Raw genomic sequence first — 24,840 nt, 5'->3', positions numbered from 1 at the left:
TCAGCCGTTCGACGCCCAGGCGTAGCGGTGCTCCGGGCGCCCCGTCTCCCCGTACCGCAGCGTGAGCCGTACCCGCCCGGCCCGCTCCAGCAGTTTGAGATAGCGCTGCGCGGTCTGCCGGCTCATCCCCGCGCGCTCCGCGATCTCCTGCGCCGAGAGCGGTCCGTCGGCGCGCATCAGCACCTTGCGCACCACCTCGGCGGTGGTGGGGGAGTGGCCCTTGGGGAGGGCGGGGGCGCTCGCGGCGGAGAGCGCCCCGAACATCCGGTCCACCTCCGACTGTTCCGCCTCGCCGCCGCCCTCCAGGGTGCGGCGCAGCGTCGCGTACGCCTCCAGCTTGGCCCGTAGCCCGGCGAAGTTGAACGGTTTGACCAGGTACTGGAGCGCGCCGTGGCGCATCGCGGACTGGACGGTGGCGACATCGCGCGCCGCCGTCACCATGATCACGTCGGTCTGATGGCCGAGCCGCCGCAACTCCCGTACCACCGCGAGCCCGTTCTCGTCCGGGAGATAGTGGTCGAGAAGGATGAGATCGACGGGGTGTTCGGCGATCCGGCCCAGGGCCTCGGCGGCGGTGTGGGCCTGCGCCACCACCCGGAAGCCCGCGACCTTCGCCACATAGGCCGTATTGATCTGCGCGACCCGGATGTCGTCGTCCACGACCAGTACGTCGATCATCGTGTCTCCCCTGCCGTGGCCTGCTGACTGGCCGTCCCGGGTGGCGCCCCGGACCCCGTGGTCCCGTCGCGCTCCATGCTCCCGCCGGGTTCGGCTTCCGTCAGTGCCTCCGGCAGGACGACCGTGAACTCCGCCCCGCCGTGCGCCCCCGCGCCCACCAGTGCGGTGCCGCCCTGCCGTTCGGCGAGTCTGCGCACCAGGGCCAGCCCGAGGCCGCGTTTGCCGTGGGCCGGTGGTTCCTTGGTCGACCAGCCCTCGGAGAAGACCAGTTCACGCTGGTCGGGCGGGACGCCGGGGCCGCTGTCGGAGATCACGAGAACGACCGTACGGCCTTCGGCGCGCAGCTCCACCTCGATCCGCGGGTCCTCGGAGCCGGCCGCCGCGTCCAGCGCGTTGTCGACGAGGTTTCCGACGACCGTGACCAGGCCCTGCGGATCGATCAGCCGGTCCGGCAGCAGCGTGCCGGGGGAGAGCCGCAGCGAGACGCCCCGCTCCGCCGCGACCGTGGCCTTGCCGACCAGCAGCGCGGCCGGCAGCGGATCGTAGATCCGCTCGGTGATCTGCTCGGCGGTGGCCCGGTGCACCCCGACGACCTCGGTGACGAACTCCACCGCTTCCTCGTGCATCTCCAGCTCCAGCAGCCCCAGCAGGGTGTGCATCCGGTTCGCGTGCTCGTGGTCCTGGGCGCGCAGGGCGTCGATCAGCCCCTTGGTGGCGTCCAGCTCCCGGCCGAGCCGCTCCAGCTCCGTACGGTCGCGGAGGGTCACGACGGCGCCTCCGTCGTCGGTGGGCATCCGGTTGGCGACCAGGACGCGGCTGCCCTGGACGGCCAGCAGATCCTCGCCGACCACCCTCCCCGCCAGTACCTCGGTGGTGCGCCCGGCGCAGAGCACGTCATCCAGCGGCCGGCCGATGGCGTCGGCGCCGAGCCCGAGCAGCCGCTGCGCCTCGTCGTTCATCAGCCGGATCCGGCCGGTCCCGTCCAGCGCCACGACGCCTTCCCGCAGGCTGTGCAGCATGGCCTCGCGCTCGGTGAGCAGTGCCGAGATATCGGAGAAGGCCAGGTCATGGGTCTGCCGCTGGAGACGTCTGGAGATCAGATACGCGGCGAGCGCCCCGGCTGCCAGCGCGCCGCCCGCGTACGCGAGCAGCCCGGGGATCGCGGCCAGGAACCGGTCGCGCACGCTGTCGTACGCGATACCGACCGAGACGGCTCCGACGATCCGCCCGCTCTCGTCGCGCAACGGCACCTTGCCCCGGGCCGAACGGCCGAGCGTGCCGCTGTCCAGCTCCATGACGTCCTTGCCCGCGAGGGCGTCGCTGGGGTCGGTGGAGACGACCCTGCCGATCTCGTTCAGCTCGGTGTGCGACCAGCGCACCCCGCGCCTGTCCATGATCACCACATACTCGGCGCCGGTGGACTGTCTGATGCGCTCGGCCTCGGCCTGTACGGGGCCGTCGGCCGTCGGGTCCGTGGCCACGAGGTCGGCGGCCACATCGGTGGACGCCGTGGTCTCGGCGATCGCGAGCGCGCGGCGCATCGCCTGGTCGTCCAGCTCGGCGCTGAAGGGCGCGAGAAAGAGCCCCGTGGCCAGCACGGTGACGCCCGCGGCGATGGCGAGCTGCATCAGCAGCACCTGCGAGAAGACCCGGCGTGGCCAGCCGAATCGCCGTCGTCTGCCCGCGGTGCTCGGTGCGGCGTTCATATGTACGAACGGTAGAGGGCCGGACGCTCTTTCCGAAACTTCCACATTGACGCAAATGGCTTGCAAGATTTGCGGCGTACTTACGGTTCCCTGTTGAGCGGCGGGAAACCGGCGTGTGTGGCGCATTGGCGGCCAACCCGGGTGGGGAACCTGGGGATTTGGTTCTGTCCGAGCGGTGGACGCACTCGCATTTCTCTGCAACTCTCTGACCGCAAAACGCAAAAGTCTCTGTTCAGCAATGCAGAAATGCCTGTCCTACAGGTACGCAGCCAGAGCCGCGCCCTCGTCGCCCCCCGCGCCGAGGCCGAAGATCGGGGATCCATGAGATCGCTACGCCGGAGATGGCGGGTCCTCTCCGCCGCCATAGCCACCAGTCTTTTGATGATCGGCTGGCCGTCGATGACCGCTGCGGCGGCCGACGGTCCCAATATCGCCGCGGGGCGGACCGCGGCGGCGAGCACGACGTCGGGCGACGGGACCGCCCGGAACGTGACGGACGGGGATCAGTCCACGTACTGGGAAGGTGACGGCAAGAAGTTCCCCCAGTGGGTGCAGTCGGACCTGGGGTCGAGCAAGCGTGTCGACCAGGTGGTGCTGAAGCTCCCCGCGGGGTGGGAGTCCCGGAAGCAGACCCTCTCCCTCCAGGGCAGCGCGGACGGCACCAGCTTCTCCACGCTGAAGTCCTCCGCCACGTACACCTTCAGCAAGGGCGCGGGCAACAAGGTCACCGTGTCCTTCCCGGCCACCAAGGCACGTTTCGTACGGGCGAACATCACGGACAACACGGCAGGGAAGAAGGCCCAGCTCTCCGAGCTTGAGGTGCACGCGGCCGCCGCGGCGTCGGTGAACCTCGCCCTCGGCAGGACGCTCACGGCGAGCAGCTTCACCGAGGTCTACGGGCCCGGCAACGCCAATGACGGCAACAAGGCCAGCTACTGGGAGAGCAGGAACAACACCTTCCCGCAGTGGATCCAGGCCGACCTCGGCTCCTCGGTCCGCGTCAACCAGGTGGTACTGAAGCTGCCTGACGGCTGGGGAGCCAGGGACCAGACGCTGAAGATCCAGGGCAGCGACAACAACTCCGCCTTCACGGATCTGACCGCGTCCAAGGCGTACACCTTCAACGCCGCGGGCGGCCAGGCGGTGACGATCCCCTTCGACGCCGTCACCACGCGCTATGTCCGCGTGCTGATCACGGCCAACACCGGCCAGCCCGGCGGCCAGCTCTCCGAACTGGAGATCTACGGCCCCGAGACCGGTGACACGCAGGCGCCCAGCGCGCCCACCGGGCTGGCCTACACCGAGCCGGCCACCGGCCAGATCAAGCTGACCTGGAACGCGTCCACCGACAACACGGGCGTGACCGGCTACGACATCTACGCCAACAACGAGCTGCGCACCAGCGTCGCCGGCAATGTGACGACGTTCACCGACACCCAGCCCGCCGGCTCGACCGTCGCGTACTACGTACGGGCCAAGGACGCGGCCGGAAACGTCTCGGGCAACAGCAACACCGTCACCCGCCAGGGCGACAGCGGTGACACCCAGGCGCCCACCACCCCCGCCAACCTCGCCTTCACCGAGCCGTCCTCCGGTCAGATCAAGCTGACCTGGGGCGCCTCGACGGACAACAAGGGCGTGACGGGGTACGAGATCTACGCCAACAACGTGCTGCGCCAGACCGTGGCCGGCGATGTCACCACGTACACGGACACCCAGCCCGCCGGGACGACCGTCTCGTACTACGTACGGGCCAAGGACGCGGCGGGCAACCGCTCCGGCAACAGCAACACGGTCACCAGGAACGGCAGCAGCGGCTCGGCGTCGAACCTCGCCGTCGGCAAGCCGATCTCCGCGTCCTCCGTGGTCCACACCTTCGTCGCGGAGAACGCCAACGACAACAGCGTCACCACCTACTGGGAGGGCGCGGGCGGCAGTTACCCCAACACCCTCACCGTGAAACTGGGCGCCAACGCCGACACCCAGAGCGTCGTCGTCAAGCTCAACCCGGACAGCAGCTGGGGAGCGCGGACCCAGAACATCCAGGTACTGGGACGTGAGCAGAGCGCGTCGGGCCTCACCAGCCTGGTGGCCGCCAAGGACTACGCGTTCAGCCCGGCGACCGGGAACTCGGTGACCATTCCGGTCACCGCGCGCGTCGCCGACGTCCAGCTGAAGTTCACCTCCAACACCGGCTCGGGCGCGGGACAGGTGGCGGAGTTCCAGGTGCTCGGCGACCCGGCGCCCAACCCCGACCTCCAGGTCACGGCGGTCAGCGCGGCCCCCGCCGCGCCGGTCGAGTCCGACCCGATCACCCTGTCGGCGACCGTACGCAACTCCGGAGCGATCGCCGCGCCCGCCAGCACGGTCGAGTTCCAGCTCGGCGGCAGCAAGGCGGCCACCGCTTCGGTGGGCGCCCTGGCGGCCGGGGCCTCGGCCACCGTCACGGCGGACATCGGCCCGCGTGACGCCGGTTCGTACCAGCTCGGCGCGGTCGCGGACCCGGCCAACGCGGTCATCGAGCAGAACGAGACCAACAACTCCTACACCAGCCCCACCGCGCTGGTGGTGAGGCCGGTCTCCAGCTCGGACCTGGTCGCCGCGACCGTCTCCACCTCACCGTCCTCGCCCTCGGCCGGGGACACCGTCACCTTCTCGGTGGCGGTCAAGAACCAGGGCACGGTGGCCTCCGCGGCCGGCGCCCATGGCATCACGCTCTCCCTGCTCGACTCCAAGGGCGCCACGGTCAAGACCCTGACCGGCGCGTACAACGGCACCATCGCGGCCGGGGCGACCACCCCGCCGGTGGGCCTCGGCACCTGGGCCGCGGCCAACGGCTCGTACACGGTGAAGGTGGTCCTCGCCGACGACACCAACGAACTGCCGGTCAAGCGCGCGAACAACACCAGCACGCAGCCGCTGTTCGTCGGGCGCGGCGCCAACATGCCGTACGACATGTACGAGGCGGAGGACGGCACCACGGGCGGCGGCGCACAGGTCGTCGGCCCGAACAGGACCGTCGGTGATGTCGCGGGCGAGGCGTCGGGCCGTAAGGCCGTCACGCTCAACAACACCGGCAACTACGTCGAGTTCACCACCAAGGCCAGCACGAACACGCTGGTCACGCGGTTCTCGATACCGGACTCGGCGGGCGGCGGTGGCATCAACTCCACGCTGAACGTCTATGTCGACGGCACCTACCTCAAGGCGATCGACCTCACCTCCAAGTACGCGTGGCTGTACGGAGCGGAGACCGGCCCAGGCAACTCGCCCGGTTCCGGTGCGCCCCGGCACATCTACGACGAGGCGAACGTCATGCTGGGCAAGACCGTCCCGGCGGGCAGCAAGATCAGGCTCCAGAAGGACGCGGCCAACACCACCACGTACGCGATCGACTTCATCAACCTGGAGCAGGTCGCGCAGATCGCCAACCCGGACCCGGCCACGTACACGGTCCCGGCCGGATTCACCCACCAGGACGTGCAGAACGCTCTGGACCGGGTCCGGATGGACACCACGGGGAAGCTGGTCGGCGTCTATCTGCCGCCCGGTGACTACCAGACGTCCAGCAAGTTCCAGGTGTACGGGAAGCCGGTGCAGGTCGTCGGCGCCGGTCCCTGGTTCACCAGGTTCCATGCCCCGGCGACGCAGGAGAACACCGATATCGGCTTCCGCGCGGAGGCCGCGGCGAAGGGCTCGTCCTTCACCGGCTTCGCGTACTTCGGCAACTACACCTCGCGCATCGACGGTCCCGGCAAGGTGTTCGACTTCGCTAATGTCTCCGACATCACGATCGACAACATCTGGAACGAGCACATGGTCTGCCTGTACTGGGGCGCCAACGCGGACCGGATCACGATCAAGAACTCCCGGATCCGGAACATGTTCGCCGACGGCATCAACATGACCAACGGCTCCACGGACAACCACGTGGTCAACAATGACGCGCGGGCCACGGGAGACGACAGCTTCGCGCTGTTCTCGGCGATCGATGCCGGCGGCGCGGACATGTTCAACAACGTCTACGAGAATCTGTCCTCGACGCTGACCTGGCGTGCGGCGGGTCTCGCGGTGTACGGCGGCTACCGCAACACCTTCCGCAACATCCATATCGCGGACACCCTCGTCTACTCGGGGATCACGGTCAGCTCGCTGGACTTCGGTTATCCGATGAACGGCTTCGGGACCGAACCGACGACGATCGAGAACGTGTCGATCGTCCGGGCCGGCGGCCACTTCTGGGGAGCGCAGACCTTCCCGGGGATCTGGCTGTTCTCGGCGTCGAAGGTGTTCCAGGGGATCCGGATCAACAATGTCGACATCGTCGATCCGACCTACAGCGGCATCATGTTCCAGACCAACTATGTGGGCGGTCAGCCGCAGTTCCCGATCAAGGACACCATCCTCACGGACATCTCGATCACCGGCGCACGCAAGAGCGGTGACGCGTTCGACGCCAAGTCCGGTTTCGGACTGTGGGCCAACGAGATGCCGGAGGCGGGTCAGGGGCCGGCCGTCGGTGAGGTCACCTTCAACGGTCTGACGCTCAACAACAACGCCCTGGACGTGAAGAACACCACGCCCAACTTCAAGATCAACATCAACCCGTAGGAGGGGGCGCGGGCCCTCGCGGGCCGTAGTGTGGGTGCCGGCCGGGTCGCTTCCGGTCGGCACCTCGCTTACCGGCGCCTTGACGCTCGAATTACGCTCTCAAGCAAGTAGCTTGCATGCCTTGCGATAGTCTTGCGTGTATGACGCGACGACTTGCTCAGGTGGCGAAGAAGGTTGGGGTCAGCGAGGCCACGGTCAGCCGGGTGCTCAATGGCAAGCCCGGGGTCTCGCAGGCCACGCGCCAGTCGGTGCTGACCGCGCTGGACGTCCTGGGTTACGAGCGGCCGACGCAGCTGCGCGGCGAGCGCGCCCGACTCGTCGGTCTGGTGCTTCCGGAATTGCAGAACCCCATCTTCCCGGCGTTCGCCGAGGTGATCGGCGGGGCGCTGGCCCAGCAGGGCCTGACGCCTGTGCTGTGCACCCAGACGAAGGGGGGCGTCTCCGAGGCGGACTATGTGGAACTGCTGCTTCAGCAGCAGGTGTCCGGGGTGGTCTTCGCGGGCGGGCTGTTCGCGCAGGCAGACGCCCCGCACGACCACTACCGGCTGCTCGCCGAGCGCAAGATCCCGGTCGTCCTGATCAACGCGCCCATCGAGAACCTCGACTTCCCCTGTATCTCCTGCGACGACGCCGTGGCGGTCGAGCAGGCCTGGCGCCATCTCGCCTCGCTCGGCCACGAGCGCGTCGGTCTCGTACTCGGCCCGTCCGACCACGTGCCCTCCCGGCGCAAGCTCGCGGCGGCGCTGGCGGCGGCGAAGGCCGCCGGGGTGAAGCTTCCCGACGAGTGCGTCGAGCGGGCCATGTTCTCGCTGGAGGGCGGTCACGCGGCGGCGTCGCGGCTGCTGGACCGGGGTGTCACGGGCATCATCTGCGCGAGTGACCCACTGGCGCTCGGCGCGGTACGGGCCGCCCGCCGGCGCGGTCTCGACGTGCCGCGTGAGGTGTCCGTCGTCGGTTTCGACGATTCCGCTTTCATGAATTGCACCGAGCCGCCGCTGACCACCGTCCGGCAGCCCATCGAGGCCATGGGCCGGGCGGCCGTCGAGATGCTGAGCGCCCAGATCCAGGGCGGCGCGGTGCCGCCCGGTGAGCTGCTCTTCGAGCCGGAACTGGTCGTACGCGGTTCCACGGCGCAGGCTCCGCGCGGCTGACGGGCTGATACGCCGAGCCGTACGACGGTGGCCGGGCGACGACGGTACGACGGCAGGCAGGATCCGGGCTCCGCACGCGAACAGCGTGCGGGGCCCGCCGCGTTGCGGGGCCGTTCCGCATACAGATGACCGGACATGCGCACCAGCTGTCAAGTATTTGCGAAATCGGGGCGACATATTGCGGACATCCGTAGTTGGTGGTTGAGTGAGCGCCGCCACACAGCGAGCAGCTGTGGGTTTCCCACGCTCCTGCCCAAGAGGGGTCCCACCGATGAGAAGTTCCGGGTTCCGCCGCACCTGTACCGCAGCCATAGCCTCCGCGCTCGCCCTCACTGGTCTGGCCGCGTGCGGCTCGGGCAGCGAGGACACCGCCGGGGGCAAAACGCGTATCACTGTGAACTGCATGCCGCCGAAGAGCGCCAAGACCGACCGGCAGAGCTTCGAGGACGACATCAAGACGTTCGAGAAGGCGAACCCGGACATCGACGTCGTCGGCCGCGACGCCTTCCCCTGCCAGGACCCGAAGACCTTCGACGCGAAGCTCGCCGGCGGTCAGATGGAGGACGTCTTCTACACGTACTTCACGGACGCCAAGCACGTCGTCGACATCAACCAGGCGGCCGACATCACCTCGTACGTGAAGGAGATGAAGGGCTACAGCGACATGCAGCAGTCGCTGCGTGACGTCTACACCGTCGACGGCAAGGTCTACGGCGTTCCGCGGTCGAACTACTCGATGGGCCTCCTCTACAACAAGAAGCTCTTCCAGCAGGCCGGTCTCGACCCCGACAAGCCGCCGGCCACCTGGGAAGAGGTCCGGGCCGCCGCCAAGAAGATCGCGGGGCTCGGCAAGGGCTATGTGGGATACGCCGATTACAGCGCGCAGAACCAGGGCGGCTGGCACTTCACCGCCGAGATCTACTCGCAGGGCGGCGATGTCGTCACCCCGGACGGCAAGAAGGGGGCCGTCGACACCCCCGAGGGCAAGGCCGTCCTGCAGAACCTCAAGGACATGCGCTGGACCGACAACTCCATGGGGACCAAGCAGCTCCTGATCCTCAACGACGTCCAGCAGATGATGGGCTCCGGCAAGCTCGGTATGTACATCTCCGCGCCGGACAACGTGCCGATCCTGGTCAAGGAGAAGGGCGGCAAGTACGAGGACCTCGCGCTCGCCCCCATGCCCGGCGGCAAGGGCACGCTCATCGGCGGCGACGGCTACATGTTCAACAAGAAGGCCTCCCCCGAGCAGATCAGGGCCGGTCTGAAGTGGCTGGAGTTCGAGCCGAACGGTCCGGGCACCGGGCGCAACAACTGGAAGCGCGCCGCCGATCTGAAGGCCCCGGTCGGTCTGCCCGAGCCCCGGCTGTGGACCGGCGCCACGGATGCCAAGGACCAGGAGCTGAAGAAGCAGTACGCCAACGTCCCGGTCGAGAACTACCAGGCGTTCCTGGACGGCAGCCAGCAGCTCACCGCGAAGCTGGAGCCCCCGAAGGCCCAGCAGATCTACTCGGTCCTCGACGGGGCGGTCTCCGCGGTCCTCACCAAGGAGGACGCCGACATCGACGGTCTCCTGAAGGACGCCCAGTCCAAGATCGACGGAATCCTGGCACGAGGCTGACGCGTCGATGAAGACTGCCCAGGCCCCCCACCGGTCCGCCGCCGCGCCGCCCGCCACCCCGGGGCCGCGCCCGGCGGGCCGCGCCGCCGCGGGCCCCCTCCGCCGCAAGCTGTCCCATCAGGCGCGCGCCTACGGGTTCCTGATCGGCGGCCTCATCTGCTTCGCGCTGTTCTCCTGGTATCCGGCGATCCGCGCGGTGATCATCGCCTTCCAGAAGTACACCCCCGGATCGGCTCCGGAGTGGGTCGGGACCGCCAACTTCACCCATGTCTTCGACGACCCCGAGTTCGGGGCGGCCTGGCGCAACACCCTCACCTTCACCCTGATCGCCCTGCTGATCGGCTTCGCGGTCCCGTTCGTGATGGCGCTCGTCCTCAATGAACTGCGCCACGCGAAGGCGTTCTTCCGGGTGGTCGTCTATCTCCCGGTGATGATCCCGCCGGTGGTCAGCGCCCTGCTGTGGAAGTGGTTCTACGATCCGGGCGCCGGTCTCGCCAACGAGGCGCTGCGCTTCCTCCATCTGCCCACCTCGAACTGGACGAACGGCGCGGACACCGCGCTCCTCTCCCTCGTCATCGTCGCGACCTGGGCGAACATGGGCGGCACGGTCCTGATCTATCTCGCCGCGCTCCAGGGCATCCCGGGAGAGCTGTACGAGGCCGCGGAGCTGGACGGCGCCAGCATCTGGCAGCGCGTGCGCCACGTGACCATCCCGCAGACCCGCTTCATCATCCTGATGCTGATGCTGCTCCAGATCATCGCCACGATGCAGGTGTTCACGGAGCCCTTCGTGATCACCGGCGGCGGGCCGGAGAACTCCACCGTCACGATCCTCTACCTGATCTACAAGTACGCCTTCCTCTACAACGACTTCGGCGGGGCCTGCGCCCTGAGCGTGATGCTGCTGATCGTGCTCAGCCTCTTCTCCGCCCTCTATCTGCGGTTCACCCGCACCGACGACTGAGAGAGGAGCGCGGCGCATGAACCGACGTACCTCGGCCGTACGTACCCCCGCTGTACGCACCCCGGCCGTACGCACCCTCGTCTCCCCGCTCGCGCTCGCGAGCACCCGGGGCAGGACGCTCTACTGGACCGTCTTCTCCGGTGTCGTCATCGCGTTCGTCCTGGCCTTCCTGTTCCCGGTGTACTGGATGGCCTCCGGGGCCATGAAGTCCCCGGACGAACTGGTGCGGACACCGCCGACGCTGGTCCCCGACAGCTGGCATCTCAGCGCGTACACCGATGCCTGGGACCTGATGCAGCTCCCGACTCATCTGTGGAACACCGTGGTCCAGGCCGCCGGAGCCTGGATCCTCCAGCTCGTCTTCTGTACGGCGGCGGCCTACGCCCTGTCCAAACTGAAGCCGGCGTTCGGGAAGGTGATCCTGGGCGGCATCCTCGCCACCCTGATGGTCCCCGCCCAGGCACTGCTCGTACCGAAGTATCTGACCATCGCCGACCTGCCGCTGATCCACACCAGTCTGCTCAACGACCCGCTGGGGATCTGGCTGCCGGCCGTGGCCAACGCGTTCAACCTCTATCTGCTGAAGCGGTTCTTCGACCAGATCCCGCGCGATGTGCTGGAGGCGGCGGAGATCGACGGTGCGGGAAAGTTCCGTACCCTCTGGTCGATCCTGCTGCCCATGTCACGGCCGGTGCTCGGCGTGGTCTCCATCTTCGCGCTGGTCGCCGTGTGGCAGGACTTCCTCTGGCCGCTGATGGTCTTCTCGGACACCGACAAACAACCCATCAGCGTCGCGCTGGTCCAGCTGTCGCAGAACATCCCGCTGTCGGTACTCATCGCCGCCATGGTGATCGCCAGTATCCCGATGGTCCTGATGTTCCTGGTGTTCCAGCGCCACATCATCGCCGGCATCAGCACCGGCAGCATCAAGGGCTGACCAGAACCCCCCAGGGCCCAACATCGTGAAAGGAAGTCGTATGGAAGGCAGCCCTCTGGCGCCCGCCGACACGAATTGGTGGCGCGACGCCGCCATCTACCAGATCTACGTACGCAGCTTCGCCGACGGTGACGGAGACGGCACCGGAGATCTCGCGGGCGTACGGGCGAGGCTGCCGTATCTCGTGCGACTCGGGGTGGACGCCATCTGGTTCACCCCCTGGTATCTCTCGCCCCTCGCCGACGGCGGTTACGACGTGGCGGACTACCGCGCCATCGACCCCGCCTTCGGCACCCTCGCCGAGGCCGAGAAGCTCATCGCCGAGGCGCGTGAACTGGGTATCCGTACGATCATCGACGTCGTACCCAACCATGTCTCCGACCAGCACGCCTGGTTCAAGGCCGCGCTGGCCGCCGGCTCAGGCAGCCCCGAGCGTGAGCTGTTCCACTTCAGACCCGGGCGCGGCGAGAACGGTGAGATCCCGCCGAACGACTGGATCTCCGAATTCGGCGGCACCCCCTGGACCCGGCTGGACGACGGCGAGTGGTACCTGCATCTCTTCGCCCCCGAGCAGCCCGATCTCAACTGGGCCCATCCCGCGGTGCGCCGGGAACACGAGGACGTGCTGCGCTTCTGGTTCGAGCGGGGCGTCGCCGGCGTACGGATCGACTCGGCCGCGCTGCTCGCCAAGGACCCGGCGCTGCCCGACTTCACCGCGGGCCGCGACCCGCATCCCTATGTCGACCTCGATGAACTGCACGACATCTACCGCTCCTGGCGCGCCATCGCCGATGAGTACGACGCCATCTTCGTCGGCGAGGTCTGGCTGCCCGACACCGAGCGGTTCGTGCGCTATCTGCGCCCGGACGAACTGCACACGGCGTTCAACTTCAACTTCCTGGCCTGCCCGTGGGACGCGGACCTGCTGCGCACCGCGATAGACGAGACGGTCGCCGAGCACGCGCCCGTCGGCGCCCCGGCCACCTGGGTGCTCTGCAACCACGATGTGACCCGCACGGTCACCCGGTACGGGCGGGAGGCCAGCGGCTTCGACTTCGCGGCCAAGGCGTTCGGCACCCCGACGGACACGGCCCTCGGCACCCGCCGGGCGCGCGCCGCCGCGCTGCTCTCGCTGGCGCTCCCCGGCGCCGTCTATCTCTACCAGGGCGAGGAACTGGGGCTGCCCGAGGTGGAGATCCCGCGCGACCGGATCCAGGACCCGATGCACTTCCGCTCCGGCGGCACGGACCCGGGGCGTGACGGCTGCCGGGTGCCGCTGCCGTGGACGGCGGACGCGCCGTACGCGGGGTTCGGCTCGGAGACCGAACCATGGCTGCCGCAGCCGGAGTCATGGGCCTCGTACGCCGCGGATCTCCAGGGGGCCGATCCGGCGTCGATGCTCGCCCTCTACCGCGAGGCGCTTCGGCTGCGCCGTACGGAACCGGGCTTCGGGGACGGACCGATGAGCTGGCTGGAGGCCGCTGCCGGGGTGCTCTCCTTCGCCCGCACCGACGGTCTGGTCTGTGTGGTCAACCTCGCGGAGGAACCGGCGGAACTCCCCGCCCACACACGTGTCCTGCTCACCAGCGGCCCGTTGCAAAGCGGGCGCCTCCCGCAGGACACGGCGGCCTGGCTGCGGAGCTGAGCCACCGGACGAGCGAGTCCGCGGACGGGACCCGCGGACTTGGAGGCCGCGCCTCTTACTCGTCCAGGCATCCGCGACGGCCATGCCGTACGGTCCCCGTCCGCTCAGCTCGGATCCGTCCCGATCAGGGCAGGTCCCTGGGGGGACGGGGGCCGTTGTACCGGCCGCTCGGGCGCATCCGCAGCGGCCGTTCCGCGTACTCCTCGATGGCGTGCGCGATCCACCCCGCCGTACGGGCCACCGCGAAGACCGTCTCGCCCGCCTCGGCCGGCATGCCGGCGGTCACCGACAGCGCCGCCAGCGCCAGATCGACATTGGGGTAGAGCGTCACATGGCGAGCGGTGGTCGCCTCCACCTCGCGCGCCGCCGCCAGCACGGGACCCGCGCCCGGCAGCTCGGCCACGACGGTGAACAGCGCCTCGGCGCGCGGGTCCCGGCCCGGATAGAGGCGGTGGCCGAGGCCAGGCACCCGGCGGCCTGCCCGCAGATGGTCCGCCACCACGGCCGCCGCGCTGCCCCGCTCCAGCACGTCGGTCAGCATCCGGTGGGCGAGGCCGCTGGCCGCGCCGTGCAGCGGTCCCTCCAGCGCGCCAAGACCCGCCGACACCACGGCATAGGGGTGCGCGCGGGCGGACGCGGCGACCCGGACGGCCAGCGTGGAAGCCGCCAGATCATGGTCGATGAGCAGGGAAAGCGCCATGTCCAGGGCGCGTACGCCCGGTTCACCCGCGTCGCGCGCGGTCAGCCGCGACCACAGCCGGCGGGCCAGCAGGCCGTCACCGTCCCGGGGCGGACCGACCGCGGGGAGCGCGTCCACGAGCGTGGGGATGAGCGTACGGGCGGTGGCCAGTACGGCGTCCCGTGAGAGGTCGAAGCGCAGCGGATCGGCGACCGACGCCGCGATGGCCGCCACCCGCAGCCGGTCCGTCGGGCCGCTGTGCGCGGGCAGGGCCCCGACCGCGCGCCGGGCGGCGGCGAGGGCTTCGGCGGGGGCGTTGAACCGTACCCCCGTGCGCAGCGTGTCCGTCCAGAGCCAGTCGGCGATCTCCTCGTAGTGGAAGCGCCGCGCCAGCTCCGTCGCGTCCACACCCCGGAAGTAGTAGCGGTCCGTGTCGATGAGCGTGATGCCGGTACGGATCTGGGGGGCGTCGCCGCCCGCCGAGGGCTCGCGCCTGCCCTTGCGGACGAGCGCGTCGACCTCTCCGGCGTCGAAGGTACTGCCGCGTCCCGCCGGGTCGCGGCGGCTGGAGAGCTGGCCCCGGCTGACATACGCGTAGACCGTCTCCGGCTTCACCCCGAGCCGATCGGCCGCCTCCCGGGTGGTCAGCCGCTGTTCCTCATCGCCCATGGGCTCACCGTACATGTATTGATTCAATCAATATTGACAGTGATTGAGTAAAGCATGGACAGTCGAATCAAGCTCAAGGAGGAATCATGCCGACCACCGGGACCACCACCCCCGCCAGCACGCCTGCCGTCACCCCGGCCCGCGCTCCGGCCCCCGCCGCCGTACCGCGCGGACTCGCCGGCGTCGTCGTCACCGACACCGCGCTCGGGGACGTGAGGGGAGCCGAGGGCTTCTACCACTACCGCCAGTACTCCGCCGTCGAACTGGCACGGGAGCGGGGCTTCGAGGACGTCTGGTACCTGATGTTCCACGGCGAACTGCCGGACGCAGCGAGGCTGGCGGAGTTCACCGAGCGGACCGCCCGCCTGCGCCGGCTGCCCGAGGACATCAGGGCCGCACTGCCCGTCATCGCCGGGGCCTCCGCCCGGTCAGGGCCGCTCGCCGGGCTGCGCACCGCCCTCTCGCTCTTCGGCGCCCGCGCCGGGCTGCGCCCGCTGTACGACATCGACGCCGAGGAGCGGCGTACGGACGCCCTCGCGGCCTGCGCCGCCGTACCGACGATCCTGACGGCCCTGTACCGGCTCGGCCAGGGCCTGGAACCGGTCGAACCACGCGGCGATCTGCCGCACGCCGCCAACTACCTCTACATGCTCACCGGTTCGGAACCGGCCCCGGAGCGGGCGCGGGCGATCGAGCGCTATCTGATCTCCACCATCGACCACGGCTTCAACGCGTCCACCTTCACCGCCCGGGTCATCACCTCCACCGGGGCCGATCTGGCCGCCGCTCTGGTGGGCGCCGTCGGGGCGCTCTCGGGGCCGCTGCACGGCGGCGCGCCCAGCCGGGCCCTCGACACCCTCGACGCCATCGGGAGCGTGGACCGTATCGACCCCTGGATCAGGGAACGCGTCGGCGCGGGGGACCGGATCATGGGCTTCGGACACCCCGTCTACCGCACCGAGGACCCCCGCTCCCGCATGCTGCGCGAGATCGCCGAGAGCTTCGGCGGCCCGCTGGCCGACTTCGCCGTCCAGGTCGAGTCCCGGGTGGAGGCGATCCTCGCCGAGCTGAAGCCGGGCCGTGAGCTGCACACCAATGTGGAGTTCTACGCGGGCGTGGTCATGGAGCTCTGCGGGCTGCCGCGCGCGATGTTCACGCCGACCTTCGCCGCCGCGCGGGTGGTCGGCTGGAGCGCCAATATCCTGGAGCAGGCGGCGGACTCCAAGATCATCCGCCCGGCGGCCCGTTACGTCGGACCGCCCCCGCCCCAGCCGGTGCCGGCCGGCTGAGCGGGACGGAACCGGACCCGGACCCGGCACGGCACGGAGGCGCGCGCGTGAGCAGGAAGCAGATCCCGGTGGTCGTCCTCACCGGCTTTCTGGGATCGGGCAAGACGACCTTGCTCAACCATCTGCTGCGCCGCCGCGCGGGCAACAGGATCGCGGTGGTCGTCAATGACTTCGGCGCCATCGAGATCGACACCATGACGGTCGCCGGACAGGTCGGCTCGACGGTCTCGCTCGGCAACGGCTGTCTGTGCTGTGCCGTGGACGCGAGCGAACTCGACGGCTATCTGGAGCGGCTGACCCGGCCCTCCGCCGGGATCGACATCGTCGTCATCGAGGCCAGCGGACTGGCGGAGCCGCAGGAACTCGTCCGGATGATCCTCACCGGCGACCATCCGCACGCCGTGTACGGGGGACTGGTCCAGGTCGTCGACGCCGCCGAGTTCGACGCCACCCGGGCACGCCATCCCGAGATCGACCGGCATATCTCGATCGCCGATCTCGTGGTGCTCAACAAGACCGACCGGGTGGCGGAGACGGAACACCGGCGCGTACTGGCCACCCTGGAGGGACTGGGCCCGGGGACGCCGGTGGTCTCCGCCTCGTACGGGCGGATCGACCCGGAACTGCTCTTCGACCCGGCGGTCCGTCCCGACGAGGAGGAGAAGGCGCGCCAGCTCTCCTTCGAGGACCTGTACGAGGACCTGTACGAGGACACGCACGGCGAGGTGGCGCACGGCGAGGTGGCGCGCGCCGCCCACGACGATCACGACGATCACGCGTCCCACGACGGACATCTCCACACGGCCTACGAGAGCGTGTCCTTCACCGCCGGGGCACCGATGAACCCGCGGCGGCTCATGGCCTTTCTCGACTCCCGGCCGCCGGGGCTCTACCGGATCAAGGGATTCGTCGACTTCGGCGCGGCCGACCCGGCCAACCGCTATGCCCTGCACGCGGTCGGCCGGTCGCTGCGCTTCCACCCGGCGCCCTGGGGCCGCGGCGGGGAACGCCTCACCCAACTGGTGCTGATCGGCGCGGGGATCGACCGGGAGGCCCTGCTCAAGGAGTTGGACGCCTGCCAGGAGCAGGGGCCACAGGCAGCGGCATCGCAGGCACAGGCACCACAGGCCGCCCCCGCCGCCGACCACAGCGCCATGTGGGGCGTCCTGCGCTACGTACCCGACCTGACCGAGCCCGAGCCCGGGTCCGGATCCGAGCCCGGGTCCGAGCCCGAAGGCCCGGACCCGGACATGCCGTGAGCGGACCGTCCGTCAGTGCGCGGGGCCGGCCAGTGTCTCGACCGCCTTCGTGAACGGCGTACCCGAGCCGTCCCGGCGCGGGTCGGGCTCCGGCAGCTCCACCGGAGCCCCGGCCTTCGTGGCCGCCCGTACGGGACTCGCTCCCGCCCAGGCCAGAACCAGCATGTCCTCGCCCTTCAGGAACCGGTGACAGCGCACACCGCCCGTTGCCCGCCCCTTGCGCGGGTACTGGTCGAACGGGGTGAGCTTGGCCGTACGCACCGAATCGTCCAGCGTGCCGTGCGAGCCGGTGACCGTGAAGACCATGCCGTCCACCGCCGGATCCACCGCGGTGAACGAGATCACCGAGGCGCCCTCGGTGAGCTTGATCCCCGCCATACCGCCCGCGGGCCGGCCCTGAGGCCGTACCTGCGAGGCCGGATAGCGCAGCAGTTGGGCGTCGGAGGTGATGAACACCAGATCCTCCTCGCCGGTCCGCAGCTCCGCGCCGCCGACGACCCGGTCGCCCTCCTTGAGACTGATGACCTCCAACTCGTCCTTGTTGGACGGGTAGTCGGGCACCACCCGCTTGACCACGCCCTGGAGCGTGCCCAGCGCGAGCCCCGGGGACGACTCGTCCAGCGTGGTCAGACAGACCAGCTCCTCGTCACCCTCCAGCGCAAGGAACTCCGAGACGGGCGCCCCGCCCGACAGACTCGGCGCCGAAGCCGTGTCCGGCAGCTGGGGCAGGTCGATCACCGCGATCCTCAGCAGCCGTCCGGTGGAGGTCACCGCGCCGATGTCGCCGCGGGCCGTCGCCGGCACGGCCGAGACGATCACATCGTGCTTGACGCGCTTGCCCTCACCGCCCTCCAGCGGCTCGCCATTGACCGTACGGGCCAGCAGACCGGTGGACGAGAGCAGCACCCGGCACGGATCGTCCGCGACCTCCAGCGGCACTGACGCGACGGACGAACTCGCGGACTCCAGCAGCACCGTGCGCCGGGGGGTGCCGAACTTCTTGGACACCGCGGCCAGTTCGGACGAGACCAGCTTGCGCAGCTCGACGTCCGACTCCAGGATTCCGGTCAGCTCGTCGATCTCGCCATTGAGCCGGTCCCGCTCGCTCTCCAGCTCGATCCGGTCGAACCGGGTGAGCCGGCGCAGCGGCGTGTCCAGGATGTACTGCGTCTGGATGTCGCTGAGCGAGAAGCGCTCGATCAGCCGCTCCTTGGCCTGCGCGGAGTTGTCGCTGGACCGGATGAGCCGGATGACCTCATCGATGTCGATGAGCGCGACGAGCAGTCCCTCGACCAGGTGAAGCCGGTCACGCCGCTTCGTACGCCGGAACTCGCTGCGCCGCCGCACCACCGTGAAGCGATGGTCGAGATAGACCTCAAGCAGCTCCTTCAGGCCCAGCGTCAGCGGCTGGCCGTCGACCAGCGCCACATTGTTGATCCCGAAGGTCTCCTCCATGGGCGTGAGCTTGTAAAGCTGCTCAAGCACCGCCTCGGGCACGAAACCGTTCTTGACCTCGATGACCAGGCGCAGTCCGTGCGCGCGGTCCGTGAGGTCCTTGACGTCCGCGATGCCGAGGAGTTTCTTGGCCGAAACCAGATCCTTGATCTTCGCGATCACCTTCTCGGGACCGACCGAGAACGGCAGTTCCGTGATGACCAGGCCCTTGCGGCGCGCGGAGACATCCTCGACCGTCGCGGTGGACCGGATCCTGAACGTGCCCCGGCCCTTCTCGTAGGCGTCCTTGATGCCGGTCAGCCCGACGATCCGGCCACCGGTGGGCAGATCGGGGCCCGGCACGAAACGCATCAGCGTCTCCAGGTCCGCGCCCGGGTGCTTGATCAGATGGCGTGCGGCCGCCACGACCTCCCCGAGGTTGTGCGGCGGCATGTTCGTCGCCATCCCGACCGCGATCCCGGAGGCGCCATTGACCAGCAGGTTCGGATACGCGGCCGGAAGTGTGACCGGTTCCCGCTCCTGCCCGTCGTAATTCGACTCGAAATCGACGGTGTCCTCGTCGATCGACTCCGTCATCAGTGACGTGGCGTCGGCCATCCGGCACTCGGTGTAACGCATGGCGGCCGGCGGGTCGTCGTTGCCGAGCGAACCGAAGTTGCCATGGCCGTCCACCAGCGGCAGCCGCATGGAGAACGGCTGTGCCATGCGGACCATCGCGTCATAGATCGACGCGTCTCCGTGCGGGTGGAGCTTGCCCATCACCTCACCCACGACGCGCGCGCACTTCACATAGCCGCGGTCGGGGCGCAGGCCCATCTCATTCATCTGGTACACGATGCGGCGGTGCACCGGCTTCATACCGTCGCGGGCGTCCGGCAGGGCCCGGGAGTAGATCACCGAGTAGGCGTACTCAAGGAAGGAGCCCTGCATTTCATCGACCACGTCGATGTCGAGGATCTTCTCCTCGAAGTCCTCCGGCGGCGGGGTCTTCGTGCTGCGGCGGGCCATCGCTGCTGCGGCTCCTTCACAGGTTCTGAACGGCAACTTCTCTGACTGACGCGGACCATTGTGGACTGCGCCACTGACAACCCCGACCTCGACCCGTCGTTGAGCACGCGTCGGGGGTGCCCGGCACCGGGAACTTCGCCAGGTGCGAGCACGCTTGCATACAGTGGCAGGACTTCTCCATATCGCGATCGAAGGGACGTACATGCCCATGGGTCACACGGCCACAGCGCAGGCCGGTTCCGGCGGCCTGACAGCGACCGAGCACCGCCTGGCCAACGGCCTGCGCGTGGTGCTCTCCGAGGACCACCTGACCCCGGTCGCCGCGGTGTGCCTCTGGTACGACGTCGGCTCACGCCACGAGGTCAAGGGCCGTACGGGACTCGCCCACCTCTTCGAGCACCTGATGTTCCAGGGCTCGGCGCAGGTGAAGGGGAACGGCCACTTCGAGCTGGTGCAGGGGGCCGGCGGCTCCCTGAACGGCACCACCAGCTTCGAGCGCACCAACTATTTCGAGACGATGCCCACCCACCAGCTGGAGCTGGCGCTCTGGCTGGAAGCCGACCGGATGGGCTCACTGCTCGCCGCGCTCGACGACGAGTCCATGGAGAACCAGCGGGACGTCGTCAAGAACGAGCGCCGCCAGCGGTACGACAATGTGCCCTACGGTACGGCCTTCGAGCGGCTGACCGCGCTCGCGTACCCCGAGGGCCATCCGTACCACCACACCCCGATCGGCTCGATGGCCGACCTGGACGCGGCGACCCTGGAGGACGCCCGCGCGTTCTTCCGTACGAACTACGCGCCGAACAACGCGGTGCTCTCGGTCGTCGGCGACATCGACCCCGAGCAGACGCTCGCCTGGATCGAGAAGTACTTCGGCTCGATCCCGTCCCACGACGGCAAGCAGCCGCCGCGCGACGGCTCGCTCCCCGGCATCATCGGTGAGCAGCTGCGCGAGGAGATCCACGAGGAGGTCCCGGCGCGCGCGCTGATGGCCGCCTACCGGCTGCCGCACGACGGCACCCGCGAGTGTGACGCCGCGGATCTGGCGCTGACCGTCCTCGGCGGCGGCGAGTCCTCCCGGCTCCACAACCGGCTGGTGCGCCGCGACCGGACCGCGGTCGCCGCGGGCTTCGGGCTGCTGCGCCTGGCGGGCGCGCCCTCCCTCGGCTGGCTGGACGTGAAGACGTCCGGCGGAGTCGAGGTCCCGGAGATCGAGAGCGCGGTCGACGAGGAGCTGGCACGCTTCGCCGCCGAGGGCCCGACCGCGGAGGAGATGGAGCGGGCCCAGGCGCAGCTGGAGCGCGAGTGGCTGGACCGGCTCGGTACGGTCGCCGGCCGCGCCGACGAGCTGTGCAGGTTCGCCGTGCTCTTCGGTGACCCGCAGCTGGCGCTGACCGCCGTGACCCGCGTCCTGGACGTCACCGCCGAAGAGGTACGAGCCGTCGCCGCGGCGCGGCTGCGCCCCGACAACCGCGCGGTGCTGGTCTACGAGCCGGTCACCGCCGACGGCGACGACGCCTCCGCCGATGAAGACGAGACCGACGAGCACGAGGGGGCGGACCAGTGAGCGACGCTGCCGTGACCATGGACTTCCACCCGCGTCCGACGGCCGGCGAGGCCAGGCCCTGGGCCTTCCCCGCCCCCGAGCGCGGCGCTCTCGACAACGGCCTGACGGTGCTGCGCTGCGACCGTCCCGGACAGCAGGTGGTGGCGGTCGAGATCAATCTCGACGCCCCGCTGGACGCCGAGCCCGAAGGGCTCGACGGCATCGCCACGATCATGGCGCGGGCGTTCTCCGAGGGCACCGACAAGCACAGCGCCGAGGAGTTCGCCGCGGAGCTGGAGCGCTGCGGCGCCACGCTCGACGCGCACGCCGACCACCCGGGCGTCCGGCTCTCCCTGGAGGTCCCCGTCTCCCGGCTGCCCAAGGCGCTGGGCCTGCTCGCCGAGGCGCTGCGGGCGCCCGCCTTCGCGGACAGCGAGGTCGAGCGGCTGGTACGCAACCGCCTCGACGAGATCCCGCACGAGACCGCCAACCCGGGCCGCCGCGCCGCCAAGCAGCTCTCCAAGGAGCTGTTCCCGGCATCCTCGCGCATGTCACGGCCGCGCCAGGGCACCGAGGAGACGGTGGAGCGCATCGACTCCGCGGGCGTGCGCGCCTTCTACGAGGCGTACGTACGCCCCGCCACCGCCACCGCCGTGATCGTCGGTGATCTCACCGGTGTCGATCTGGACGAGGTCCTTGCCGACACCCTCGGCACCTGGACGGGCGACACCGTCGCACCCCGTCCCGTACCGCCCGTGACCGCCGACGACACGGGCCGCGTGGTGATCGTGGACCGGCCCGGCGCCGTGCAGACCCAGCTGCTGATCGGCCGCATCGGCGCCGACCGGCACGACCGGGTCTGGCCCGCCCAGGTCCTCGGCACGTACTGCCTGGGCGGCACCCTCACCTCCCGGCTCGACCGCGTGCTGCGCGAGGAGAAGGGCTACACCTACGGTGTCCGGGCCTTCGGCCAGGTGCTGCGCTCCTCGGCACCCGACGCCCCGGGCGGTGCGACCGGCGCGGCGATGCTCGCCATCAGCGGCTCCGTGGACACCGCGTCCACCGGCCCGGCGCTCGACGACCTCTGGACGGTGCTGCGCACCCTCGCGGCCGAGGGACTGACCGACGCCGAGCGCGATGTGGCCGTTCAGAACCTGGTGGGGGTGGCCCCGCTGAAGTACGAGACGGCGGCCTCCGTCGCGGGCACGCTGGCCGACCAGGTCGAGCAGTTCCTCCCGGACGACTTCCAGGCGCAGCTGTACGCGCGGCTGGCCGAGACCGGCACCGTCGAGGCGACGGCCGCGGCCGTCAACGCCTTCCCGGTGGACCGGCTCGTCACCGTGCTCGTCGGTGACGCCGCCCAGATCAAGGAGCCGGTCACGGCTCTCGGGATCGGTGAAGTGACGGTCGTCACCGGCTGATCCGGCCTCTCCATGGAACCCCGGCGGCTTCGGCCGCCGGGGTTTCCCTTTATGTCCCTCTTTGTTGGGGAGAGTGGCTGTATGCCCTGTGGTGTGCGCTACAAAGGGGCCTGTCTGTTTGGTGATTGAAAGACGACCCGCTTAACGTCGGTCCGGCTGTCCGCCAGTTACGCCGCGTCCGCGGCACCGGACAGTCATCGCCGAGTCCCCGCCAGGCGCGAGCCCGGGGAGCCGGGGACCCATGAAGTCCCTGGGGTGAATCGGACGGCCTTCGCGGCTCGATCGCGTGGAGGGGTCCGTAGGAGACCTTCCTGCTCCGAACCCGTCAGCTAACCCGGTAGGCGAGAAGGAAGGAAAGGACCAGCCACTCCATGGCGTTCACCCGTGCCACCGGGAAGCATCGTGCCCGCGGCCGCAGGATCCGCGGGAGCGCGAAGGTCGCGGGCGCCGCGACGCTCACCGCCACCGGCGTCATCAGCACCCTCGCCGCTTCCCCGGCGCTCGCCGCCGACACCGACGTGGCCGCCGCCCGGCAGACCGGGCTGATCCAGGCCCTGGTTATCAACGACTCCCTCGCCGGCACCATCGACGCCCAGGCCGACGCGCAGCGTCTGGCCGCCGCCGAGGCCAGGGCGAGGGCCGCGGCGAAGGCGGAGGCGGCGCGCAAGGCGGAGGCCCGCGCCCAGGAGATCCGCGCCGAGAAGGAGCGCGCGGCGCGGGCCGCGGAGCGCGAGCGCCTCAACGCCTTCCAGCTCCCCATCGCCGGCTCGTACGTCACGACCGGGTACCGGGCGGGCGGCTCGCTCTGGTCCTCGGGCAGCCACTCGGGTGTCGACTTCCGCGCCGCCTCCGGCACATCCGTCGTGGCCGTGGGGGCGGGCACCGTGGTCGAGGCGGGCTGGGGCGGCTCGTACGGCAACAACATCGTGCTGCGGATGAGCGACGGCACGTACACCCAGTACGGCCACCTCTCCTCGATCGGCGTCGCCGTCGGCCAGAGCGTCACCCCGGGACAGCGGATCGGCTTCTCGGGCGCGACCGGCAACGCCACCGGGCCGCACCTCCACTTCGAGGCCAGGACGGGCCCCGACTACGGCTCGGACATCGACCCCGTCGCGTATCTGCGCGCGCACGGCGTGAACGTCTGACCACTCCGCCCACCCGAAGGCCCCGGCGCACCGCCGGGGCCTTCGGCGTTCCGCCCGCCCCCGCCCCCGGCCACGCTCCGCTGGCCAAAAGATATCCATGGATTACGGGCACCCATCGGAAATTCTCGATGACTGCAATAGAGTCACGGAACAGGCGTCAATCGGCAGCGTTTCGCGCGGATTAAGGCGGAGGTTCGGACATGCGCATTCCCGCGCACTCGGTATGCACGGCGATTCGCGACGACATCATCTCCGGCGTATTCGAACGTGGCAGCCGGCTCACGGAGGAGCAGCTGGCACGGCGCTACGGCGTCTCCCGCGTCCCGGTGCGCGAGGCCCTGCGCACGCTGGAGTCGGAGGGCTTCGTGACCACCCGCCGCCATGTCGGCGCCTGTGTGGCCGAGCCCACGGAGCAGGAGGCGGCGGACCTGCTTGAGGTGCGGCTGCTGCTGGAGCCGCTGGGCGCCGCGCGCGCCGCCCAGCGCCGTACGGAAGCCCATCTCAAGGTCCTGCGTGGCCTGGTCAGACTGGGTCAGGAGCGGGCCCGCAGAGGCCAGGGCGAGGATCTGCGCTCGCTCGGCGCGTGGTTCCACGAGACGCTCGCCCAGGCGTCGGGAAGCCTGGCGCTCACCGCCCCGCTCACCCAGCTCCGGCACAAGATCGCCTGGATGTACGTGGTCGACCAGCCCACCGCCCCCGTGGAGTCCTGGGCGGAGCACGGCGCGATCGTGGACGCCGTGGCGCGCGGCGACGCGGAGCGGGCGCGGACGCTGACGTCGCTGCACGCGGAGCGGACCGCGGCGGTACACCGGCTGAAGCGGCCGGAGCGCCGCGGGGAAAAGGTGAGGGCTTCGCAACATGCCGTAAACATCGCGAGCGTCCGCAATTAACAATCACGCCGTATACAAATGAAGAGAAAAGAGCAGGGCGCCCTTTTTGCTGCCCGCACGGAAAACGGAGCCGCGGGGGGCGGGAGTTATCGGCACCCCGCGACCGCCGGGGGAAAAAAAACATAGGAACAGGGAGTGGTGAGAACGGAACGGGGAGGGA

At 69.7% G+C, this 24,840-nt stretch carries 16 protein-coding genes and 1 riboswitch; of the genes, 12 read left to right on the top strand and 4 right to left on the bottom strand.

Annotation, left to right across the window (positions count from 1 at the left end):
• Together ACFRMN_RS34230 and ACFRMN_RS34225 are read right to left on the bottom strand one after the other, a co-directional pair.
• Positions 1 to 678: a response regulator gene (locus tag ACFRMN_RS34230; protein ID WP_383027264.1), complete on the bottom strand. Its 678-nt coding sequence runs from the start codon at positions 676 to 678 to the stop codon at positions 1 to 3.
• The gene (locus tag ACFRMN_RS34225; RefSeq protein WP_383027261.1) at positions 675 to 2,384 is read right to left on the bottom strand and encodes an ATP-binding protein; all 1,710 of its coding nucleotides are present in this window, start codon (positions 2,382 to 2,384) and stop codon (positions 675 to 677) included. The genes ACFRMN_RS34230 and ACFRMN_RS34225 overlap by 4 nt, the downstream gene beginning before the upstream one ends.
• A 321-nt stretch (positions 2,385 to 2,705) precedes the next feature.
• Here ACFRMN_RS34225 and ACFRMN_RS34220 point away from each other — a divergent pair, with 321 nt between their 5' ends.
• The 6 genes from ACFRMN_RS34220 to ACFRMN_RS34195 all read left to right on the top strand — a co-directional run bounded on the left by ACFRMN_RS34220 (position 2,706) and on the right by ACFRMN_RS34195 (position 13,313).
• A complete protein-coding gene (locus tag ACFRMN_RS34220) occupies positions 2,706 to 6,995 on the top strand; it encodes a discoidin domain-containing protein (protein WP_383027259.1) in 4,290 nt (1,429 codons plus the stop codon).
• A 140-nt stretch (positions 6,996 to 7,135) separates the two neighbouring features.
• Positions 7,136 to 8,146 carry a LacI family DNA-binding transcriptional regulator gene (locus ACFRMN_RS34215; protein WP_383027257.1) on the top strand — a complete coding sequence of 337 codons (1,011 nt, stop codon included), beginning with the start codon at positions 7,136 to 7,138 and terminating at the stop codon, positions 8,144 to 8,146.
• Between the two features lie 271 nt (positions 8,147 to 8,417).
• Positions 8,418 to 9,767: an extracellular solute-binding protein gene (locus ACFRMN_RS34210; protein WP_365751111.1), complete on the top strand. Its 1,350-nt coding sequence runs from the start codon at positions 8,418 to 8,420 to the stop codon at positions 9,765 to 9,767.
• Between the two features lie 7 nt (positions 9,768 to 9,774).
• Complete coding sequence (locus ACFRMN_RS34205; protein ID WP_383027255.1) at positions 9,775 to 10,731, top strand: carbohydrate ABC transporter permease; 957 nt, start codon at positions 9,775 to 9,777, stop codon at positions 10,729 to 10,731.
• 16 nt (positions 10,732 to 10,747) lie between these two features.
• Positions 10,748 to 11,668, top strand: coding sequence for a carbohydrate ABC transporter permease (locus ACFRMN_RS34200; protein ID WP_383027253.1), 921 nt, complete (start codon positions 10,748 to 10,750; stop codon positions 11,666 to 11,668).
• Between the two features lie 40 nt (positions 11,669 to 11,708).
• Positions 11,709 to 13,313 carry a glycoside hydrolase family 13 protein gene (locus ACFRMN_RS34195; protein ID WP_383027251.1) on the top strand — a complete coding sequence of 535 codons (1,605 nt, stop codon included), beginning with the start codon at positions 11,709 to 11,711 and terminating at the stop codon, positions 13,311 to 13,313.
• Between the two features lie 124 nt (positions 13,314 to 13,437).
• On the opposite strand, the gene ACFRMN_RS34190 is transcribed toward ACFRMN_RS34195, so the two are convergent.
• Positions 13,438 to 14,661: a citrate synthase gene (locus ACFRMN_RS34190; protein ID WP_383027249.1), complete on the bottom strand. Its 1,224-nt coding sequence runs from the start codon at positions 14,659 to 14,661 to the stop codon at positions 13,438 to 13,440.
• Between the two features lie 86 nt (positions 14,662 to 14,747).
• Between ACFRMN_RS34190 and ACFRMN_RS34185 the strand changes: the two genes are divergently transcribed.
• A complete protein-coding gene (locus tag ACFRMN_RS34185) occupies positions 14,748 to 15,950 on the top strand; it encodes a citrate synthase (protein WP_383027247.1) in 1,203 nt (400 codons plus the stop codon).
• A gap of 47 nt (positions 15,951 to 15,997) precedes the next feature.
• Complete coding sequence (locus tag ACFRMN_RS34180) at positions 15,998 to 17,209, top strand: CobW family GTP-binding protein (RefSeq protein ID WP_383027245.1); 1,212 nt, start codon at positions 15,998 to 16,000, stop codon at positions 17,207 to 17,209.
• A 12-nt stretch (positions 17,210 to 17,221) separates the two neighbouring features.
• Here ACFRMN_RS34180 and ACFRMN_RS34175 read toward each other — a convergent pair whose 3' ends face one another.
• Positions 17,222 to 19,672 carry a DNA topoisomerase (ATP-hydrolyzing) subunit A gene (locus tag ACFRMN_RS34175; protein WP_383027243.1) on the bottom strand — a complete coding sequence of 817 codons (2,451 nt, stop codon included), beginning with the start codon at positions 19,670 to 19,672 and terminating at the stop codon, positions 17,222 to 17,224.
• 202 nt (positions 19,673 to 19,874) lie between these two features.
• Here ACFRMN_RS34175 and ACFRMN_RS34170 point away from each other — a divergent pair, with 202 nt between their 5' ends.
• The 4 genes from ACFRMN_RS34170 (at position 19,875) to ACFRMN_RS34155 (ending at position 24,680) form a co-directional block, all read left to right on the top strand.
• Positions 19,875 to 21,242 (top strand): M16 family metallopeptidase, encoded by a 1,368-nt coding sequence (locus ACFRMN_RS34170; RefSeq protein WP_383027335.1) that lies wholly within the window; start codon positions 19,875 to 19,877, stop codon positions 21,240 to 21,242.
• A gap of 17 nt (positions 21,243 to 21,259) precedes the next feature.
• Positions 21,260 to 22,642, top strand: coding sequence for a M16 family metallopeptidase (locus ACFRMN_RS34165; RefSeq protein ID WP_383027332.1), 1,383 nt, complete (start codon positions 21,260 to 21,262; stop codon positions 22,640 to 22,642).
• A gap of 188 nt (positions 22,643 to 22,830) precedes the next feature.
• Positions 22,831 to 23,000: riboswitch (cyclic di-AMP (ydaO/yuaA leader) on the top strand.
• Positions 23,001 to 23,013: 13 nt separating this feature from the next.
• Complete coding sequence (locus ACFRMN_RS34160) at positions 23,014 to 23,790, top strand: M23 family metallopeptidase (protein WP_383027241.1); 777 nt, start codon at positions 23,014 to 23,016, stop codon at positions 23,788 to 23,790.
• Positions 23,791 to 23,990: 200 nt separating this feature from the next.
• The gene (locus ACFRMN_RS34155; RefSeq protein WP_383027239.1) at positions 23,991 to 24,680 is read left to right on the top strand and encodes a GntR family transcriptional regulator; all 690 of its coding nucleotides are present in this window, start codon (positions 23,991 to 23,993) and stop codon (positions 24,678 to 24,680) included.
• Positions 24,681 to 24,840 lie beyond the last annotated feature (160 nt).

It is taken from the genome of Streptomyces sp. NPDC056835 (assembly GCF_042789485.1).
GTDB lineage: Bacteria > Actinomycetota > Actinomycetes > Streptomycetales > Streptomycetaceae > Streptomyces.
The sequence above is the reverse complement of the archived record's forward strand: the minus strand, read 5'-3'. Positions and strand labels throughout refer to the sequence as shown.

What these genes read in the sequence shown, in the direction of transcription:
- ACFRMN_RS34230 (WP_383027264.1), bottom strand. Translation starts at nt 678, where the DNA reads ATGATCGACGTACTGGTCGTGGACGACGACATCCGGGTCGCGCAGATC.
- ACFRMN_RS34225 (WP_383027261.1), bottom strand. Translation starts at nt 2,384, where the DNA reads ATGAACGCCGCACCGAGCACCGCGGGCAGACGACGGCGATTCGGCTGG.
- ACFRMN_RS34220 (WP_383027259.1), top strand. Translation starts at nt 2,706, where the DNA reads ATGAGATCGCTACGCCGGAGATGGCGGGTCCTCTCCGCCGCCATAGCC.
- ACFRMN_RS34215 (WP_383027257.1), top strand. Translation starts at nt 7,136, where the DNA reads ATGACGCGACGACTTGCTCAGGTGGCGAAGAAGGTTGGGGTCAGCGAG.
- ACFRMN_RS34210 (WP_365751111.1), top strand. Translation starts at nt 8,418, where the DNA reads ATGAGAAGTTCCGGGTTCCGCCGCACCTGTACCGCAGCCATAGCCTCC.
- ACFRMN_RS34205 (WP_383027255.1), top strand. Translation starts at nt 9,775, where the DNA reads ATGAAGACTGCCCAGGCCCCCCACCGGTCCGCCGCCGCGCCGCCCGCC.
- ACFRMN_RS34200 (WP_383027253.1), top strand. Translation starts at nt 10,748, where the DNA reads ATGAACCGACGTACCTCGGCCGTACGTACCCCCGCTGTACGCACCCCG.
- ACFRMN_RS34195 (WP_383027251.1), top strand. Translation starts at nt 11,709, where the DNA reads ATGGAAGGCAGCCCTCTGGCGCCCGCCGACACGAATTGGTGGCGCGAC.
- ACFRMN_RS34190 (WP_383027249.1), bottom strand. Translation starts at nt 14,661, where the DNA reads ATGGGCGATGAGGAACAGCGGCTGACCACCCGGGAGGCGGCCGATCGG.
- ACFRMN_RS34185 (WP_383027247.1), top strand. Translation starts at nt 14,748, where the DNA reads ATGCCGACCACCGGGACCACCACCCCCGCCAGCACGCCTGCCGTCACC.
- ACFRMN_RS34175 (WP_383027243.1), bottom strand. Translation starts at nt 19,672, where the DNA reads ATGGCCCGCCGCAGCACGAAGACCCCGCCGCCGGAGGACTTCGAGGAG.
- ACFRMN_RS34170 (WP_383027335.1), top strand. Translation starts at nt 19,875, where the DNA reads ATGCCCATGGGTCACACGGCCACAGCGCAGGCCGGTTCCGGCGGCCTG.
- ACFRMN_RS34165 (WP_383027332.1), top strand. Translation starts at nt 21,260, where the DNA reads ATGGACTTCCACCCGCGTCCGACGGCCGGCGAGGCCAGGCCCTGGGCC.
- ACFRMN_RS34160 (WP_383027241.1), top strand. Translation starts at nt 23,014, where the DNA reads ATGGCGTTCACCCGTGCCACCGGGAAGCATCGTGCCCGCGGCCGCAGG.
- ACFRMN_RS34155 (WP_383027239.1), top strand. Translation starts at nt 23,991, where the DNA reads ATGCGCATTCCCGCGCACTCGGTATGCACGGCGATTCGCGACGACATC.